General features: G+C 62.4%; 18 protein-coding genes. 9 read left to right on the forward strand and 9 right to left on the reverse strand.

Annotation, left to right across the window (positions count from 1 at the left end):
- Window positions 1-167: 167 nt before the first annotated feature.
- Window positions 168-914: a TraB/GumN family protein gene (locus tag Q8L25_RS16885; RefSeq protein ID WP_308920466.1), complete on the reverse strand. Its 747-nt coding sequence runs from the start codon at window positions 912-914 to the stop codon at window positions 168-170.
- Between the two features lie 167 nt (window positions 915-1,081).
- On the opposite strand from Q8L25_RS16885, the gene Q8L25_RS16890 reads away from it, so the two are divergent.
- From Q8L25_RS16890 to Q8L25_RS16910, 5 genes are all read left to right on the forward strand, one after another.
- Window positions 1,082-2,634, forward strand: a protein-coding gene (locus Q8L25_RS16890) for an IS3 family transposase (RefSeq protein ID WP_308920467.1) whose coding sequence is annotated in 2 segments (ribosomal slippage) — window positions 1,082-1,547 and window positions 1,547-2,634 — 1,554 coding nt in all. Because the reading frame shifts where the segments join, the coding sequence is not laid out codon by codon here.
- Between the two features lie 106 nt (window positions 2,635-2,740).
- Complete coding sequence (locus Q8L25_RS16895) at window positions 2,741-3,193, forward strand: MarR family transcriptional regulator (RefSeq protein WP_308920468.1); 453 nt, start codon at window positions 2,741-2,743, stop codon at window positions 3,191-3,193.
- Window positions 3,194-3,241: 48 nt separating this feature from the next.
- Window positions 3,242-4,372, forward strand: coding sequence for an efflux RND transporter periplasmic adaptor subunit (locus Q8L25_RS16900; RefSeq protein ID WP_308920469.1), 1,131 nt, complete (start codon window positions 3,242-3,244; stop codon window positions 4,370-4,372).
- A 1-nt stretch (window position 4,373) separates the two neighbouring features.
- The gene (locus Q8L25_RS16905; protein WP_308920470.1) at window positions 4,374-5,900 is read left to right on the forward strand and encodes an MFS transporter; all 1,527 of its coding nucleotides are present in this window, start codon (window positions 4,374-4,376) and stop codon (window positions 5,898-5,900) included.
- Window positions 5,901-5,991: 91 nt separating this feature from the next.
- Window positions 5,992-6,213 (forward strand): DUF2283 domain-containing protein, encoded by a 222-nt coding sequence (locus tag Q8L25_RS16910; protein WP_308920471.1) that lies wholly within the window; start codon window positions 5,992-5,994, stop codon window positions 6,211-6,213.
- A gap of 19 nt (window positions 6,214-6,232) precedes the next feature.
- Here the strand turns inward: Q8L25_RS16910 and Q8L25_RS16915 are convergent, their stop codons facing one another.
- A complete protein-coding gene (locus Q8L25_RS16915; RefSeq protein ID WP_308920472.1) occupies window positions 6,233-7,174 on the reverse strand; it encodes a LysR substrate-binding domain-containing protein in 942 nt (313 codons plus the stop codon).
- Between the two features lie 105 nt (window positions 7,175-7,279).
- Between Q8L25_RS16915 and Q8L25_RS16920 the strand changes: the two genes are divergently transcribed.
- Entirely contained in the window at window positions 7,280-8,368 is a 1,089-nt protein-coding gene (locus Q8L25_RS16920; RefSeq protein WP_308920473.1) for a tartrate dehydrogenase, read from the forward strand.
- A gap of 79 nt (window positions 8,369-8,447) precedes the next feature.
- Window positions 8,448-9,800, forward strand: a complete 1,353-nt coding sequence (locus Q8L25_RS16925; RefSeq protein ID WP_308920474.1) for a dicarboxylate/amino acid:cation symporter — start codon at window positions 8,448-8,450, stop codon at window positions 9,798-9,800.
- 11 nt (window positions 9,801-9,811) lie between these two features.
- Here Q8L25_RS16925 and Q8L25_RS16930 read toward each other — a convergent pair whose 3' ends face one another.
- From Q8L25_RS16930 to Q8L25_RS16940, 3 genes are read right to left on the reverse strand one after another with little or no spacing between them, the layout of a single operon-like run.
- Window positions 9,812-10,318, reverse strand: coding sequence for a nuclear transport factor 2 family protein (locus tag Q8L25_RS16930; protein ID WP_308920475.1), 507 nt, complete (start codon window positions 10,316-10,318; stop codon window positions 9,812-9,814).
- A 16-nt stretch (window positions 10,319-10,334) separates the two neighbouring features.
- Entirely contained in the window at window positions 10,335-10,937 is a 603-nt protein-coding gene (locus Q8L25_RS16935; RefSeq protein ID WP_308920476.1) for a helix-turn-helix domain-containing protein, read from the reverse strand.
- A gap of 19 nt (window positions 10,938-10,956) precedes the next feature.
- Window positions 10,957-12,174 (reverse strand): Bcr/CflA family efflux MFS transporter, encoded by a 1,218-nt coding sequence (locus Q8L25_RS16940; RefSeq protein WP_308920477.1) that lies wholly within the window; start codon window positions 12,172-12,174, stop codon window positions 10,957-10,959.
- 119 nt (window positions 12,175-12,293) lie between these two features.
- On the opposite strand from Q8L25_RS16940, the gene Q8L25_RS16945 reads away from it, so the two are divergent.
- Entirely contained in the window at window positions 12,294-12,452 is a 159-nt protein-coding gene (locus tag Q8L25_RS16945) for a hypothetical protein (RefSeq protein ID WP_308920478.1), read from the forward strand.
- A 19-nt stretch (window positions 12,453-12,471) separates the two neighbouring features.
- Here the strand turns inward: Q8L25_RS16945 and Q8L25_RS16950 are convergent, their stop codons facing one another.
- Window positions 12,472-12,777: a hypothetical protein gene (locus tag Q8L25_RS16950; RefSeq protein WP_308920479.1), complete on the reverse strand. Its 306-nt coding sequence runs from the start codon at window positions 12,775-12,777 to the stop codon at window positions 12,472-12,474.
- Window positions 12,778-12,793: 16 nt separating this feature from the next.
- Here Q8L25_RS16950 and Q8L25_RS16955 point away from each other — a divergent pair, with 16 nt between their 5' ends.
- The gene (locus Q8L25_RS16955; protein WP_308920480.1) at window positions 12,794-13,090 is read left to right on the forward strand and encodes a hypothetical protein; all 297 of its coding nucleotides are present in this window, start codon (window positions 12,794-12,796) and stop codon (window positions 13,088-13,090) included.
- A gap of 64 nt (window positions 13,091-13,154) precedes the next feature.
- Here Q8L25_RS16955 and Q8L25_RS16960 read toward each other — a convergent pair whose 3' ends face one another.
- The 3 genes from Q8L25_RS16960 to gcvH all read right to left on the reverse strand — a co-directional run bounded on the left by Q8L25_RS16960 (window position 13,155) and on the right by gcvH (window position 17,441).
- Window positions 13,155-13,862: a DUF6058 family natural product biosynthesis protein gene (locus Q8L25_RS16960; RefSeq protein ID WP_308920481.1), complete on the reverse strand. Its 708-nt coding sequence runs from the start codon at window positions 13,860-13,862 to the stop codon at window positions 13,155-13,157.
- Window positions 13,863-14,052: 190 nt separating this feature from the next.
- Window positions 14,053-16,959 (reverse strand): aminomethyl-transferring glycine dehydrogenase, encoded by a 2,907-nt coding sequence (gcvP, locus tag Q8L25_RS16965; RefSeq protein WP_308920482.1) that lies wholly within the window; start codon window positions 16,957-16,959, stop codon window positions 14,053-14,055.
- A gap of 101 nt (window positions 16,960-17,060) precedes the next feature.
- Window positions 17,061-17,441, reverse strand: a complete 381-nt coding sequence (gene gcvH / locus Q8L25_RS16970; protein ID WP_308920483.1) for a glycine cleavage system protein GcvH — start codon at window positions 17,439-17,441, stop codon at window positions 17,061-17,063.
- Window positions 17,442-17,469 lie beyond the last annotated feature (28 nt).

Raw genomic sequence — 17,469 nt, forward strand, 5'->3', positions numbered from 1 at the left:
ACCCACGTGGGACTCCGTAAAATGAATAATGCACGCATGATAAAAGTGCAGCTTGGCAAGGTCAAGCAAAGATGGGTCACATTACCGAAGCGTAATGAATGGACCTACGGAGCGAGACGTTAGCTGTCACAACCCTCGGCGGTTAGCTATGTTGACGAATAAGCAGATCACTTTTGGTAAATGCGCTGAGCGTCACGACCTAGTAATGTTAATAAGTTACCTGGACCACACAAATGTAAGGCGCCCACGGCGACCAATGTTCGCTTTGGGCTAGCCATTTTATTGAGCAGCATTGAAACCCAAGCTAAGTTCCGACCTTCCAATATGATTTGACGGAGCTTAGGATTTTGGAACATCGGCGATTGCGCTGCGATGTCATGCATCGCTGCTAAGTCCATGGTTATCCACGCTTGATACATCGCTTCGATGGAGCGTTGAGGCGCTGATAGGTCTGCAGCAAGAAGCTCTAGGCTTTGGACCACATCGTCTATAGGTGCGCGGTCTAAAGTCGATACCAGTTCTTCGGCAGACTCTAGGAAATACACTTGCTTTGATTGTTCTGCTGCCCATTGAAGGAACAAATTTTCTACGCCGGCAGAAAGACTAGAGGAAAATGTGGTGCCGAATAACGATACAGCCCATGGTTGGACCGATTCAATCGGGGGGAAATTCGCTGACTCTGGCCAGAGAGTTTGTAAGGTCTCCCAAGTAGCAGGGGTAAGGTGTTTTTTTAAGCTAACGCCAATAGTAGGGCATAAATGATCAATTATGGTTGAGGGATCTGACTCAAAAACAAGCTCTTCGCACCATTCATAGGCATTCACAACCCATTCCGGCAAGCCTGGACTACCGCTTGGAAGCAGGTGCATGGACCCTATGAGTCGCATGTTTGTTCCTGGTAATTCGAAGTACATGGTGGTGAACCTTTACGTTAGGTCTTTATGAAAAAATTCCATCTTGGATATGGATAACATTGCCTAAAAGTAGTCAATTTTACGTCGAGTAGCACCCCCTATGTCAGGATAGATGTCGCGTCACTTGAATCACTTTAATCCATCCGGGGGCGGAGCAAAGACGTACAGTGAATCAGTATCCAGCAGAACGCAAGGAAGCCATTCTTCGGCAGATGATGCCGCCGGAGAACAGGCCGGTGTCGGCCCTGGCGAAGGAGAATGGCATCTCGGAACAGACACTTTATACTTGGCGACGAAATCTACAGTCTCAGGGAGTGCCGGTGCCGGGAAATGGAAAGAATGCCGTCGTGTGGTCGTCGGCAGATAAGTTTGGGGTGGTGCTGGAAACGGCACGCATGAACGAGGCCGAACTGGCTCAATACTGTCGGGGCAAAGGCTTGTTCGTCGAACAGGTTGCCGACTGGCGCGAGGCTTGCCAGCAGGCCAATGAAGCGCCGGCCGAGCGCAACCGGGAACTGCGCGAGCAAGGCAAAAGCGACCGCAAAGAAATCAAGCAATTGAAGAAGGATTTGCAGCGCAAAGAGAAGGCACTGGCAGAGGCAGCGGCGCTGATCATTCTCAGAAAAAAAGCACAGGCGATCTGGGGGGAGCCCGAGGACGATTGATCGGCACCCCAGATCGCCAGCAGGTGATGATATTGGTTGAAGAAGCCGTTGACGGCGGGTGTCGGCGTGCGCAGGCATGTGGTGCGCTGGAGATCAGCCTTCGAACCTATCAGCGCTGGATGCTCGACAGTGATGGCAGCCAGGCCGACGGGCGCAAAGGCAGCCGCCGCAGGGCGCCGGCCAACAAGCTGAGCGAAGAGGAACGCCAGCAGATTCTGACGGTTGCCAACAGCCCTGAATTTGCCAGCAGTCCGCCTAGCCAGATCGTGCCGACCTTGGCTGACCGGGGCGAGTATCTGGCATCAGAATCGACCGTCTACCGGATCTTGAAAGAAGAGAAGCAGCAGCATCACCGCGGTCGGGCGAAGAAGCCCAGCACAAGGGTCGTCACGAGCCACTGCGCAATCGAACCGAACCGCTTGTGGGCGTGGGACATTACCTGGTTGCCGACCGGTGTGCGGGGTTTATATTTTTACTGGTACATGGTTCTTGACGTCTACAGCCGCAAGATCGTCGGGCATGAAGTGAACATCGCCGAGTCGGCGGAAATGGCCTCGCTGCTGATGCGCAAAGCCAGTCTGGCAGAGGGACTGGCCGGGCGTGAGGTGGTGCTGCACTCGGACAATGGCAGCTCGATGAAAGGCTCCACAATGTTGGCGACGTTGGAAAAGCTGGGGATCATGCCGTCGTTCAGCAGGCCCCGTGTGAGCAACGACAATGCCTACGCCGAGTCGCTGTTCCGGACCTGCAAATACCGGCCGAACTATCCGAGCAAGCCGTTTGAAAGTATCGAAAAGGCGCGGCAATGGACGCTGTCATTTGTGCAGTGGTACAACCATCAGCACAAGCACAGCGGCCTGAAATTCGTGACGCCTGCGCAACGCCATGATGGCCGGGACGGAGCGATCCTCAAGCACCGCAAGCAGGTCTACGAGGCCGCCAAGCAACGTCATCCAGAGCGCTGGACCGGGACTACGCGGGATTGGGAATTGAACGATGAGGTCTGGCTGAATCCGGAGCGGAAACCGCCAGAGGAATTAAGAAAAGCTGCATGACTTGACGCGACATCTTTGTTGACAACTACCGAGCATCAATGAATAAAATTTCTGTATAATTAGCAATTGACTGCCCAGGCAGGCAATTTCTTAAAGTGAACAACCCATGAAATTCGATCCTTCCTTGGAATGGAACCAGATGTTTGGCGGCGGCTTCGGCTTTTTGCTGACGCACGCCCGCAATACCTTCCTGGCCGATATGGAACGCGAGATGGCGCCGCTTAACCTGACGGCCGCGCAGTTCCTGGTGGTGGTCGGCATCGCCCACAAAAGGGCGCGCACGCTGACGGAATTCACGGCCTTTCTCGGTTATGACAGCGGTGCCATGAAGCGCTTGCTGGACCGCATCGAAGAGAAGGGCATTATCCGCCGCGTACCTTGCCTGGAAGACCGGCGCAGCCAGATCCTGGAACTGACCGACGAGGGCCGCGCCCTGTATCCACGCGTGATGGAAGCGGCGCGCGTGGTGCATGCGCGTTCGCTCGACGGTTTTACTGCACAAGAAGTCGAACAGTTCCAGGGCTTTTTGCAGCGGGTGATCGCATCGACGGCGCGCTGAACTTGCGCGTTTTTTTTAACTATTTAGCTGCCTGGGCAGTTAGTTTTCATGACCTCCATTTCCCCCTCCAAAACCGTGGTGATTGCCGCCTTGCTGGCCGGCAGCGCCCTGATTGCCTGGTGGCTGCTGGCGCCAAGCAACCATGAAGTGACCGAAGACGCGTATGTCGAAGGCAATGTGGTGCAGGTCACGCCGCAGCTGAACGGCAGCGTGACGGCAATTGCCGCCGACAATACCGATTACGTGCAGGCCGGCCAGGTGCTGGTGCAACTCAACGAGGTCGACGCGCAGCTGGCGCTGGCGCGCGCCGAAGCGCAGCTGGCGAAAACGGTGCGGCAGGTGCGCGCGCAGTTCGCCAGTTCGGGCCAGGGCCGCGCCGCCATCGTGCTGCGCCGGGCCGACGTGGCGCGCGCCGAAACCGACCTGGCCCGGCGCAGCAGCCTGGCCGGCAGCGGGGCGGTGTCGGGCGAGGAGATCAGCCATGCCGAAGACGCGCAGCGCACGGCGCGAGCAGCGCTGGCGGTGGCCGAACAGCAGTCGCTGTCGGCCAGCGCCCTGACCGACCAGACCAGCGTCGCCGGCCATCCCGACGTGCTGGCCGCCAGCGTCCAGTTGCGCGATGCCTGGGTGGCGGCTCACCGCACCACCTTGCGCGCGCCTGTCAGCGGCATCGTTACGCGCCGCACCGTGCAGCTGGGCCAGCGCGTGGCGGCAGGTGCCGCGCTGATGTCCATCGTGCCGCCCGGGCAGATGTGGGTCAGCGCCAACTTCAAGGAGTCGCAATTGCACGGCATACGCCTCGGCCAGCCGGTCGAACTGCGCGCCGACGTGTATGGCAAGGCGGTGCGCTACCATGGCCGCGTGGCCGGACTCGATGCGGGCACGGGCAGCGCATTTGCCCTGCTGCCGGCACAGAACGCCACCGGCAACTGGATCAAGGTGGTGCAGCGCGTGCCGGTGCGCATCGCGCTCGATGCGCAGGAACTGGCGGCCCATCCTTTGAAAATCGGCTTGTCGATGCGGGTGGCGGTCGATACCCGCCAGCGCGGCGGCCTGTTGGCCGCCAGCACGCCTTCCGGCAGGCCCGCCTGGCGTACCGATGTGTTCGACGGCGAACTGGCGCAGGCCGCGGAGCAGGCCGAGGCCGTGATCGCCGCCAATCTGGGCAAGGGCCGTTGAGATGACCGTCCGGCATCCGCGCGAAAAAACGCTGCTCGCCACTATCTTTGTGCTGAATGCCATCGAGTTCCTGCAGGCGGGCATGATCGCCTTTGGCGCCGGCCCCATCATGGGAGAGATCGGCGCCTCGCCCGAGGAATTCACCCTGGCCACCGTGGTGTATGCGGTGGTGGCGATCGCGGCGATCTCCAAGCAGGGCTGGCTGGTCGAGCGCCTGGGCTGGCGCGGCTTTATCATCAGCTCGGTGGTGGTGTTCGTGGCGGGAGCGGCCATCTGCGGCACCAGCAATGACTTTCACCAGTTTCTCGTCGGCCGCGCCGTGATGGGCATGGGTGGCGCCGCTTTCATGACCAGCGCGCGCTTGCTGATCACCCTGATGCCGCCCGGTCCACGCCGTTTTACCGGCATCAAGTCGTTTGCCAGCGCGCTGGCGATCGGCAACGCGCTGGCGCCGTGGCTGGCGGCGCAGTCGGTCGCGCATGACAGCTGGACGGCCATCTTCGTGATCCTGGCGGCGGCCGCCATGCTTGCCGGCTTGCTCGCCACGCAGTGTCTGCCGTCGACCACGGTGCCCCTCGACCAGCGCTCGGACGCACATCCCGTCGCCTTTTTTGCTTTGCTGGGAGGCTGTGCGCTGAGCCTGTATGCGCTGCAGCGCGCCACCTATGATTTTTATGGCAATGCCCTGCCGCTGCTGGCGACCTGGGCCTTGGGTGCGGCAGCGATTGCCTATTTCGTGCGCCACCAGCACGGCCACCCGCGGCCCTACCTGGTATTGAACCGCCTGCGCCAGCCGCGCTACCTGACCGGGCTGCTGCTGTTTACCGTCTGCTATCTGGTGCTGGGCGCCAATAACTACATGCTGCCCGTGCTGACCCAGCGCGCGCTCGGTTTCGGCTGGGAAGTGGTGGGCGGCGTGCAGGGCGCCGGCTTGGTGGCGGCGCTGATCGTGTTCTGGATCATGGCGCACATCCTGCCAAAATACCCGTCGCCGAAGAAATTCTATGTGGCCGGTTTCCTGTCGCTGGCCTTGTGCGGCGCGCTGTTGTCGCGCTTGAGCGGCGAGGCCGACCTGTGGCTGCATGTAATGCCGGCCGTGGCCGCGTATGGCGCGTTTATCATCCTGGTGATGGCCACCACCGCCATCCAGGCCTTTGCCAGCCTGCAGCAGGACGAGCAAGCGTTCGCCCACGGCCAGCAACTGAAAAACATGCTGTCGCAGTTTGGCCTGGCTGCCGGCGTGGCCGGCGCCGCGCTGGGCCTGCAATGGCGCACCGGCGAGCACTATGCAGTGCTGACGGGCCGCTTTGCCCATGGCGACGCAGTCTTCGACCAGGCGCTGGCACAGCTGAGCACGGCGTTTGCCGCCAGTCATGGCGCACAGGCGCCGCAAGTGGCGTTGGGGCAGCTGGTGCAGCAGCTGAATCAGCAAGCGGCCTTGCTGGCCAGTCTCGACTATTTCGGTTTTCTGGTGGTGTTTGCGCTGGTGGGGGCGGCGGCGATGTTGGGGCAGCGGGTGTTGAAGTAAGAGCCATAGTCATCGCGCAGGATTGTCCGGATACCAGGCGACGCTTTACCAGGTGTAGATATGTTGATACGATGAGACTTAAATCCTATTTATGAATGACATTGATCTGCGCATGGAAAAAATAAGTCTTGAAATAAGCGAGGATGACGCCGATGTCGCCTACTTGCGCTTGCCAGGCCACCCGGGAGCCGGTTCGGTTGGGGCGGTAAAAAAAACCATACGCTTGCACGATTTGCTGGTCTATAGCGGTCCTGATATTTACCTTGAATTGGATGAAAGTGGACATCTGATCGGCGCTGAAATTCTGGCCTGAGTCCGATGGCGTGCAACGTTTAACCTTGATTGCCGTTCTCCCCAGGTTCTTTGAAGCGTTCGAACGTCTCCCCCAAAAACCCGACAAACGTCCGTATCCGCGCCGACAGCTGCTGCCGCTGCGGATACACGGCGTAGATATCGGCATCCGGCGTGCGGTAGCCGGGCAGTACTCGTACCAGCCGCCCCGTCTCCAGGTAGCGTTCGATATCCCATTCGGCCCGCATCAGAATGCCGTGGCCGTCCAGCGCCCAGTTCACCGCAATTTCGCCATCGTTGGTGGCCAGGTTGCCACGCACTTTGACGCCCTGCGCATCGCGCTCGGCCTCCTTGCCGCCGTACAAACGCCACAGTCCATACGCTTCGTCGCCCTGGCGGATGCTGATGCAGTTATGCCGGCGCAAGTCCAAAGGCGTCTTCGGCTCGCCGTGTTTCGCCAGGTAGGCGGGCGCGGCGCACAGCAGGCGGCGGTTCGGCGCCAGGCGCCTGGCGATCACGCGCGTGTCGGCCGGGGCGCCGAAGCGGATGCAGACGTCGAACTGGTCGTCCGTCAGCGCGGGCGGGTCGACCGACAACTGCAGTTGCACGTCCACTTCCGGATAGCGCAGCACGTAGCGCGAGATGGCCGGCGCGATATGCAGGCGGCCAAAGCCCAGGGTGGCGTTGACGCGCAGCTGTCCTTTCGGCGCGCTTTTCGAGGCGCCCAGCAACTGGTCCAGTTCGGCAATTTCCGCCAGGATGCGGCGTGCATGCTCCAGCAAGACGTCGCCTTCCGGCGTCATGCTCATGCGCCGCGTGGTGCGGTTTACCAGCGGCACGCCCAACCTTGCTTCGATGATGGACAGCCGCTTGCTGACGGCCGAGGTGGTGATGCCCAGCTCGCGCGCGGCGCCGCTCAGGCTGCCTGCGCTGGACAGGGTGACGATAAAGCCCAGTTCGGCCGGCTGGAAGCCATTGCTCATGATTGTGGAGTCAGAGGTTAACAATGGATTGAGTTTAGCGGGCATTGCGCGTGGCGTCCACCGCGTAGAGTGGTGTCACTACCACCTCATTCCAGGAGACACCCCATGAAAACCTACCATATCGCCACCATTCCAGGCGACGGCATCGGCAAGGAAGTCGTGCCGGCCGGCCAGCAGGTACTGGCCGCGCTGGCCGCCGGCAGCAGCAGCTTCACGTTCGCCTTCGAAGATTTCGGCTGGGGCGGCGACTATTACCGCCAGCACGGCGTGATGATGCCGGCAGATGGCCTCGATGCCTTGCGCAACAAGGACGCGATTCTGTTCGGTTCGGCCGGCGACCCGGACATCGCCGACCATATCACCCTGTGGGGCCTGCGCCTGAAGATCTGCCAGGGTTTCGACCAGTACGCCAATGTGCGCCCGACCCGTATCCTGCCCGGCATCGACGGCCCGCTCAAGCGCTGCGCGCAGGACGACCTGAACTGGGTCATCGTGCGCGAAAACTCGGAAGGCGAATACTCGGGCGTGGGCGGTCGCGTGCACCAGGGCCATCCGATCGAGGCGGCCACCGATGTGTCGATGATGACGCGCGTCGGCGTCGAGCGCATCCTGCGCTATGCCTTCACGCTGGCGCAGTCGCGGCCGCGCAAGCTGCTGACGGTGATTACCAAGAGCAATGCGCAGCGCCATGCGATGGTGATGTGGGATGAAATCGCGGTCGAAGTGTCGCGCGATTTCCCTGACGTCACCTGGGACAAGGAACTGGTCGACGCCGCCACGGCGCGCATGGTCAACCGTCCGGCCACCCTCGACACCATCGTCGCCACCAACCTGCACGCCGATATCTTGAGCGACCTGGCCGCCGCGCTGGCCGGCAGCCTGGGCATCGCGCCGACCGGCAATATCGATCCCGAGCGCCGCTATCCATCGATGTTCGAGCCTATCCACGGTTCGGCTTTCGACATCATGGGCAAGGGCCTGGCCAATCCGGTCGGCACCTTCTGGTCGGTGGTGATGCTGCTGGAACACTTGGGTGAATTCGATGCCGCCAGGCAGGTGATGCGGGCGATCGAGCACGTGACGGCCAATCCGGCCCTGCACACGCGCGACCTGGGCGGCAACGCCACCACGGCGCAGGTGACGCGCGCCGTGTGCGACTTCCTGGCTGCCGCCACGCAATTGCAGGCGGCGTAAGGGCAGGGTCCATGCTCCTGACCGGCCGCAGAGCCGGCGGGGGCGCTGGAAAGCAAGCAATTCATAACAGGAGACAAGCATGTTCAAACGTATTTTTGGCAAGCTGTACGTGCAGGTGCTGATCGGCGTGGTCGCCGGCGGCCTGCTCGGCTATTTTTCCCCCGCGCTCGGCACCGACCTCAAACCCCTGGGCGACGGCTTTATCCGCCTGATCAAGATGGTGTTCGCGCCCGTGATTTTCGCCATGGTGGTGCTGGGCATCGCCAAGATGGAAAGCATGAAGGAACTGGGCCGCGTCGGCGCCCGCGCCCTGATCTATTTCGAGGTGATGTCGACCCTGGCGCTGCTGCTGGGATTGCTGGTGGTGAATCTCGCCAAGCCGGGCGTGGGCATGAATATCGACGCCGCCTCGCTCGACACCAGCAGCATCGCCAGCTATACGGCGGCGGCCGCCAAGTCCTCGCACAGCTTTGTCGACTTCGTGCTGCACATGGTGCCCGTCAGCGTGGTCGACGCGCTGGCCAAGAACGACATTTTGCAGATCCTCGTGTTCGCCACCCTGTTCGGCATTGCCCTGTCGCACATGGGCCGGCGCGCCAAGCCGGTGGTCGATTTCCTCGAAGCGTTCTGCAACAGCATGTTCATTATCGTCGGCATGATCATGCGCGTGGCGCCGCTGGCCGCGTTTGGGGCGATCGCCTTTACGGTCGGCAAATATGGCCTCGGTTCGCTGGTGTCGCTGGGCCAGCTGATGGGCGCCATGTATCTGACCTGCGCCGTGTTCGTCTTTGTGGTGCTGGGCATCGTCGCCCGCGTTTCCGGTTTCAGCCTGTACAAGTTCCTGCGCTATATCAGGGAAGAACTGTTCACCGTGCTGGGCACCAGTTCCTCGGAATCGGTGGTGCCGCAGCTGATGCGCAAACTGGAACACGCGGGCGTCTCGAAACCGGTGGTGGGGCTGGTGATACCGGCCGGCGTCACCTTCAATCCGGACGGCCAGTGCATTTATTACACCATGGCGGCCATCTTTATCGCCCAGGCCACCAATACGCCGCTCTCCATGATGGACCAGTTCATCGTGCTGGGCGTGCTGATGCTGACCTCGAAGGGTTCGGCCGGCGTCACCGGTTCCGGCTTCATCACCCTGGCGGCGACTCTGGCCTCGCTGGGCACCATTCCCGTGGCCGGCATGGTGCTGCTGTTGGGCGTGGATCGCTTCATGTCCGAAGCGCGCTCGATCACCAATACCATCGGCAACGCGGTGGGCACGCTGGCGATTGCCCGCTGGGTGGGCGCGCTGGACCGCGAACGCATGGAGCGGGTATTGAATGGCGAATCGACGGCGGCGGAAATGCAGGCCCTGTACGAGCATCCGGAAGAGGACGAGGCCGCACCGGCGCCGCTGGCGATGGTGCAAAAAGCCAGCGCGTGATCAGGGTGTCGTCAGGGTGTTTTTTTCGGCGGCTGTTGCGGATTGAATTCCATCGACCAGATCACCGAATTGATCTTCCAGCCATGCGTGGTACGCACCAGTTGCCACGCTTCCTGGCCCCAGTTGGATCGATAGTCGCCGCGGTTGAAGTTGTAGTCGAAGTAGACCTGGGCGATATCGCCATCGCTATCGATGCGCACATTGTCGAATTTCTCTTCGATCGCTTCCGTGTCGCTGACGATGGAATCGATGAACTTGACGGCGCTGGCGCCTGGCGTGATCTTGCTGACCTTGTCGCCCCGGTCTTCGATCATGTTCATGCTCTTGTCCTTGATCACGCCGATCCAGGGGATGGTCTCGCTGTACAGCAGCTTCATGAAGCTGGCCTTGTCCTTGTTGATCAGTGACAGGCGGAAGGTTTCCACCACCTGTTCCAGTTGCTGGCGGTCGGTCTGCGAGGGCGCCGCCTGGACGTTGAAAGCGCTGAAAAGCAGAAGGGCAAGCAGGCTGTGTTTCATGGGGTCTTTCAGGAGGTTAAGAAGATTGAATCGACAGCGAATCGGACAAAATCTGCCACAGCGCCGCGTGGCGCTGCTGCAAGGCGGCGCCGCCGGCATAGATCAGTTCCACGTGCAGGCTGTCGACGATGCCCAGATAGGCTTGCGAATACAGTTCGATGCGCGCAGACGGCAGGGCAGGGGCCAGGCGGCCCAGGCTGGCCACGTAGTGCTGCAGCAGTTGCACCAGCAGCGCTTCGAAGCCGGCGCCCACCTGCACCTTGAGTGTCGCCGGCGGCAGGTAGGCGGTGCGCAGCAGGAAACGCAAGTGGGCCGAATCGGCATAGCGCTCGGCCATGCGGTCGCAGTACAGCGAGCCGGCCTGCTGGCCGCCGCTGGCAAACCGGCTCGCTTCATCGGCAAAGCAGCTGTCCATGAAGGCCTGTTCCTGCTCCAGGGCATCGTCGAACACGGCCAGGAACAGCGCGTCCTTGCCGCTGAAGTGCGAGTACAGCGAGGCCTTGCGCATGCCGGCCAGTTCGGCGATATCGTTGAGGGACGAGGCGTCGTAGCCGTGGTCGGAAAAATGGGCGACGGCAACGGCGCAGATGTTATCGGCCGAGGCCGAGCGTTTCTTCATAGGGTTCAGCAAGTGAGCATCAATGTAATGGCAGGCTGGCCGTCTGCAGGGGACAGGAGCGGGCGCTGACCAGCGTCAGCCATGATACCAGCAGGCCCGCCGCGGTCAAGAACAACAGCCATGGCAGCGGTCCCAGCTGCGCCAGGCCGGCCGCCACCGGCGTGGCCAGTGACGAAATCGTCATCTGTATCGCGCCCAGCAGGGCCGCCGTCGAGCCCAGCGCGCGCTGCTGTGAACCCATGGCGATCGCCATCAGGGTCGCTTCGGCCACGCCCAACCCGCCCAGCGCCAGGAACAGGCCCGGCAGCACGCCGGGCAAGCCCAGTCCCAGCGCGGCCGCCGCCAGCGCCAGCACGGCGCCGCCCAGCATGGCGCAGGCGCCCGCCACCGACAGGCGCAGCACGCCGTAACGGCCCACCAGGCGGCCGCTGGCCATCGCGCCCAGCAGCACCGCCACGCCGGTGGCGCCGAACACCAGGCCGAAGGTATCGGCCGGCAGGCCGAAATCGTGCTGGTACACCAGCGAGGCGCCGCCGATATAGGCGAACAGGAAAAAGAAGCTGGCCGCCAGCGCCAGCGCCGGCAGCAGAAAGGCGCGGTCCAGGGCGATGCGGGCATAGGTGCGCAGCGCGCCTGTCGGCGGCACGCGTTTCGCTGCCGGCAGGGTTTCGGGCAGGAACAGCGCGCTGTTGAGCAGGGTCAGTGCGCCGAGGCTGGCCAGCGCCAGCATCACGGCGCGCCAGCCGTAGTGCGCGTCCAGCATGCCGCCCACGGCCGGCGCCAGCACGGGCGCCAGGCCGACGATGGTCATCAGCAGCGCGAACAGCTGCGCCGCCCGCACGCCGTCCGCCACGTCGCGCACCATGCTCATCACCACCACCAGGGTCAGCGCCGCGCCCAGGCCCTGCAGCAGCCGCGCCAGCAGAAGGATGTGCAATTGACCGGCCTGCGCGGCCCACAGGGCGGCGGCGATATACAGTGCGATACCGGCCAGCAAGGGCCGGCGCCGGCCCAGCATGTCGGTCAGCGGCCCGCACAGCAATTGCCCCATGCCCATCGCCAGCAGGAAGACGGTCAGGCTCAGCTGCACGTTCGCATACGAGGTGTGCAGTTCGCGCGCCATGGCCGGCATCGAGGCCAGATACATGTCGATGCCGGCCGGGCCAAGGACGGCCACCAGGGCCAGGGATGCCGCCAGGCCGAAGCTGCCGGTGCGGGGAAGGGTGTGCTGCTGCATGGACTACCTTTCAATAAAAAACAGGGCGTTGACACCGCCGGTGTTTTTTATTGTACACTTACTGCCTACCGGTAGGTAGCTACATTTTTAATCAAGCTTGTTAATCAAAGGAGATGGATATGATGCAATTCGGAATTTTGCTCAGTGGTATCGCGGCGGCCCTGTTGTTTGCGGCCTGGAGCACCAACCGCGCGCGCGGCGAGCGGCGCGACGTGGTGCTGCTGGGCGTGGTGGCCGGCGCGCTGGCCGTGCCGGGCGCGGCGATGCTGGCGCTGTGACATTTCAATAAAAGCGGTGTCAGCCAGCCGACGGTGTCGACCGCGTCCAGCGGTCGCCCGGCTGCTTCAGGTATGTCTTGATCACATGGCCCCATGGCATGGCGATCGGGATGATCACCACCACGCCGACCGCAAACAGGTTCTCCAGCATGGCCTGGTCCAGCGGCCCTGCGCGCCAGGCCGGCAGCGCGACGACGATCAGCCACAGCGTTTTCCAGGTCAGCTCCCACAGCAGCACCGGCAGCATCTGCAGCGGATAGCGGATGCCGAGTGCGCACAGCAGGCCAAACGCGGCCAGCATGCAGTTGACGAAGCCCTGCATCATGTCAAGGAGGTGGCATATGGCAAACACATATCCGGAAGTGGCGAGCGCCGAGGTGGCGGAGATTTATTTCCGCGGCGTCAAGAACCTGGCCGAGCGGCCGCTGGACGATATCTTTCGCTTGCTGGGCATGCCGGTGGACTACGATGACTGGGATCTTGGCCGCGTGGTCTATCAATGGCGCAGCGCCCGGCGTTGCGTGCGCATCCACACCAGGCATGACCGGGTCAATGCGGTGTACCTGATGGACCGGGTCGATATACCGCGATTTGGCGAAGCGCTGGAAGTGATCTTCGATAATCCGGACGGCCAATAAAAAAGCAGGCCGCGTGGCCTGCCTGTTGTCCGTCACCTGCGCGCCTGCGCGGCATCCACCGGACTCAAGCGGCGGCGGCCGATGCGCGGAGGTTGGCGCGCAGGTCCTCGACCAGTCGCTTGCGGCTGCTCGAAGCGTACTCAATCGGCGAGAACGGCATGGACGCCGCCGCGTAGGCGTCGATCAATTCGTGCGTCGCCTGCGCCTGCTGCGGCGAGAACACCGTTTGACTGCCGTTATCACTGATCTGCGTGAGTTTTTCCTGCAGCACTTCCTTGTACGCGATGTGCGCCTCGGAGATTGGATAGGCAACGCACAGGCCGAATGTTCCGTTCAAAAAATACTCCCACGCCGCATCGGTACGCACGCGCAGGCCGGCGTGAATCGGTGCGCCGTCGTCGCCGAAGCTGTCGCGCAAACGCCAGGTGGACAGATTCAGCGTTGCCAGCGCCGTGGCGAAGTTGACCGTGAACTGTGTCTTCAGGCTGGCCTTGATGTCTGCCATGGCGCCGGCCGCGATGGCGCGGCGTGCCCGATCGATCCAGGCCAGCTGCGATGGCGGGAAGTAACGGCCGGGCTTGGAGCCGGGCGCGCTCATCTCGCCGAACACAAAGGAACAGACGTTTCCCGCACTGGTGACCACATACGATGGTGCGGGTACCAGTCGGTCATGTATCAGGGCATCGAGCTCATCGATATGCATGGCGCTTGCGTTGGCCAGTTGTACCTCGTTAAGGAAATGTTTTTCGAGGTATTTATTCAGTTCTGTCATGGGGTGGCTTTCATTGTTGCCGAGTGCGGCCGTTTGCATTGCCAATTAAATACTGGGTATTTATACAGTGTGCCGCTATGTGCTCGTGCATGCAATCTGCTAATGCCTGTTGTCCGGGGCCAAAAAAAAGCAGGCGGCCTTGCGGTCGCCTGCTGTCGTCAAGCTGCCCGCTTGCGCGGGCGGCTGAGGTTTACTCTTCTTCGTACGAGCTGATCGGTGCGCAGCCGCAGAACAGGTTGCGGTCGCCGTAGACGTTGTCGGCACGGCCCACGGGCGGCCAGTACTTGCGCTCGCGCAGCGATGCCACCGGATAGGCGGCCACAGTACGGCTGTACTTGCGGTTCCACTCGTCCGACATCAATACCTGCGCTGTGTGCGGCGCGTTTTTCAGCGGATTGTCGTCATGGTCGAATTCGCCGCTGGCGACCTTGGCGATTTCTTCGCGGATCGCGATCATGGCGTCGATAAAGCGGTCGATTTCCGCTTTCGATTCGCTTTCGGTCGGCTCGATCATCAGGGTGCCCGGTACCGGGAAGCTCATGGTCGGCGCATGGAAACCGAAGTCCATCAGGCGCTTGGCCACGTCTTCGTTGCTGATGCCGGTGGCGTCGGTGAGCGGGCGCAGGTCCAGGATGCACTCGTGGGCGACCAGGCCGTCGTGGCCCGAGTACAGCACAGGGTAGTGCGGCGACAGGCGGCGCGCGATGTAGTTGGCGGCCAGGATCGCCGTCTCGGTCGCGGCCGTCAGGCCTTCGGCGCCCATCATGGCGATATACATCCACGAGATCGGCAGGATGCTGGCCGAGCCGAATGGCGCGGCGCTGACGGCGCCTATCCCTGCATCGGCCTTGTCGCGCCGGTAGCCGGTGGAGCGCTGGTTAGGCAGGAATTTTGCCAGATGGGCGCCGACACCGATCGGGCCCACGCCCGGTCCGCCACCGCCGTGCGGGATGCAGAAGGTTTTATGCAGGTTCAGGTGCGACACGTCGCCACCAAAACTGCCGGGTGCCGCCACGCCGACCAGCGCGTTCATGTTGGCGCCGTCGATGTAGACCTGGCCGCCGTGCGCGTGGATGATCTCGCACAGTTCCTGGATGCCTTCTTCGAACACGCCGTGGGTGGACGGGTAGGTCACCATCACGCAGGCCAGGTTGGCGCTGTGTTTTTCCGCCTTGGCTTTCAGGTCGGCCAGGTCGACGTTGCCGTTCGCGTCGCAGCTGGTGACGACCACCTGCATGCCGACCATATTGGCCGATGCCGGGTTGGTGCCGTGCGCCGACGACGGGATCAGGCAGATATTGCGGTGGCCTTCGCCGCGCGATTCGTGATACGCCTTGATCACCAGCAGGCCCGCGTACTCGCCCTGCGAGCCGGCGTTCGGCTGCAGCGACACGGCCGCATAGCCGGTCAGCGCGCACAGCATTTCTTCCAGCTGCGAGATCATTTCGCGGTAGCCGACGGTTTGCGCATCGGGTGCAAACGGGTGGATGTTCGAGAACTCGGGCCAGGTGACCGGAATCATTTCGGACGTCGCGTTCAGCTTCATGGTGCACGAGCCGAGCGGGATCATGGTGCGGTCCAGCGCCAGGTCCTTGTCGGCCAGGCTGCGCAGGTAGCGCAGCATTTCGTGTTCCGAGTGGTAGCTGTTGAAGACCGGATGCGTCAGGTAGGCGCTTTCACGCGCGAGGTTGGCCGGCAGCGTGCTTTCCACCGCTGCTTCGACGGCGTCCAGGTCCGGTGCGGCCGGCGCGTTGGCCACGCCTTGCGCAAACACGGTCCACAGCAGCGCGATATCGTCGCGCGTGGTGGTTTCATCGAGCGACAGGCCGACGTGGGTGGCGTCGATCTTGCGCAGGTTGACCCCGTGCGCAATCGCGGTGGCGTGCAGCTGTTCTGCATTGTCAACGCGAATCGTCAGGGTGTCGAAGTAGGTCTCGTTGACCACCTTGTGGCCCAGCGTTTTCAGGTTGGCGGCCAGCACACCCGTAAAGCGGTGCACGCGTTTGGCGATCTGCAGCAGGCCGACCGGGCCGTGGTAGACGGCGTACATCGAGGCCATCACGGCCAGCAGCACTTGCGCGGTGCAGATGTTCGAGGTGGCTTTTTCGCGGCGGATATGCTGCTCGCGCGTTTGCAGGGCCAGGCGATAGGCCTTGTTGCCCTGCGCATCGACGGTCACGCCGACCAGACGGCCCGACATATTGCGCTTGAAGGCGTCACGGGTAGAGAGGTAACCGGCGTGCGGGCCGCCGAAACCGAGCGGCACGCCGAAGCGCTGGCTGTTGCCGACCACCACGTCCGCACCCCATTCGCCAGGCGGCGTGAGCATGGTCAGGGCCAGCAGGTCGGCCGCGACGATCACCATCGCGCCATTGGCGTGCAGTTTTTCGACGCCGGCGCGGTAGTCGCGCACCACGCCATTGACGCCCGGGTATTGCAGCAGCACGCCAAAGCAGTCATCGAGCGACTCGATTTCGGCCGGATCAAACGTGCGCACTTCGATGCCGATCGGCTGGGCGCGCGTCTGCACCACTTCCAAGGTTTGCGGCAGCACGTCATTGGCGACGTACAGCACGGTGGACTTCGATTTGCCCACGCGCTGGATCAATGTCATCGCTTCGGCGGCGGCCGTGCCTTCATCCAGCATCGAGGCGTTCGAGATGCCCATGCCGGTGAGGTCCGTGATCACTTGCTGGAAGTTCAAAATCGCTTCCAGGCGGCCCTGCGAAATCTCTGGCTGGTAAGGCGTGTACGCCGTGTACCAGGCCGGGTTTTCAAAGATATTGCGCAGCACCACGCCTGGCGTGAAGGTGTTGTAATAGCCTTGGCCGATCAGGGATTTCAGGACCTGGTTCTTGCCGGCGATGGCTTTCAGGCGCGACAGGGCTTCCTGTTCCGGCATCGGCTGCGAGTAGGCGCCCAAGGGCAGCGCGCCCTGGTTGCGGATATTGGCCGGCACCAGCGCATCGATCAGCGCGGCGCGCGAGGCGTAGCCCAGCGTGGACAGCATGGCTTCCTGTTCGGAAGGGGAGGGGCCGATATGGCGGGCGATGAAGGCATCGCGTGCTTCGAGTTGGGTCAGGCTGGTGCGGGTCATGGTATAGAGGCCAAAAAGACTGAAAAAACCGGGGGCGGCGCGCAGGCGCTGCGAAGAAAAATGCGAACGGGCCGCAAGCGCGGCCCGTCGGTCAAGCGTGATTACTCGCCGGTGGCGGCGCCGTACGCGGCGGCGTCCAGCAGGCCGTCCAGCGACGACACGTCGGCTGGCTTGATCTTGAACAGCCAGTTGGCGTAGGCGTCGGCGTTGATCGATTCAGGCGCGTTGACGACGTCGTCGTTGACGGCCGTGACTTCGCCGGCGACTGGCGCGTAGATGTCGCTGGCGGCCTTGACCGATTCCACCACGGCGGCGTCGTCGCCGGCGTTGAAGGTGGCGCCGACGTCAGGCAGTTCGACGAACACGATATCGCCCAGTGCATCCTGTGCGTACTCGGTGATGCCGACGGTGGCCGTGCCGTCCGCTTCCAGGCGTACCCATTCGTGGGAGGCGGTGTACTTCAGGTCTGCAGGAATGTTCATGTGTGGCTCCAGATGGTAAATGTTTGAT

The organism is Janthinobacterium sp. J1-1, assembly GCF_030944405.1.
Taxonomy (GTDB): Bacteria; Pseudomonadota; Gammaproteobacteria; order Burkholderiales; family Burkholderiaceae_D; genus Janthinobacterium.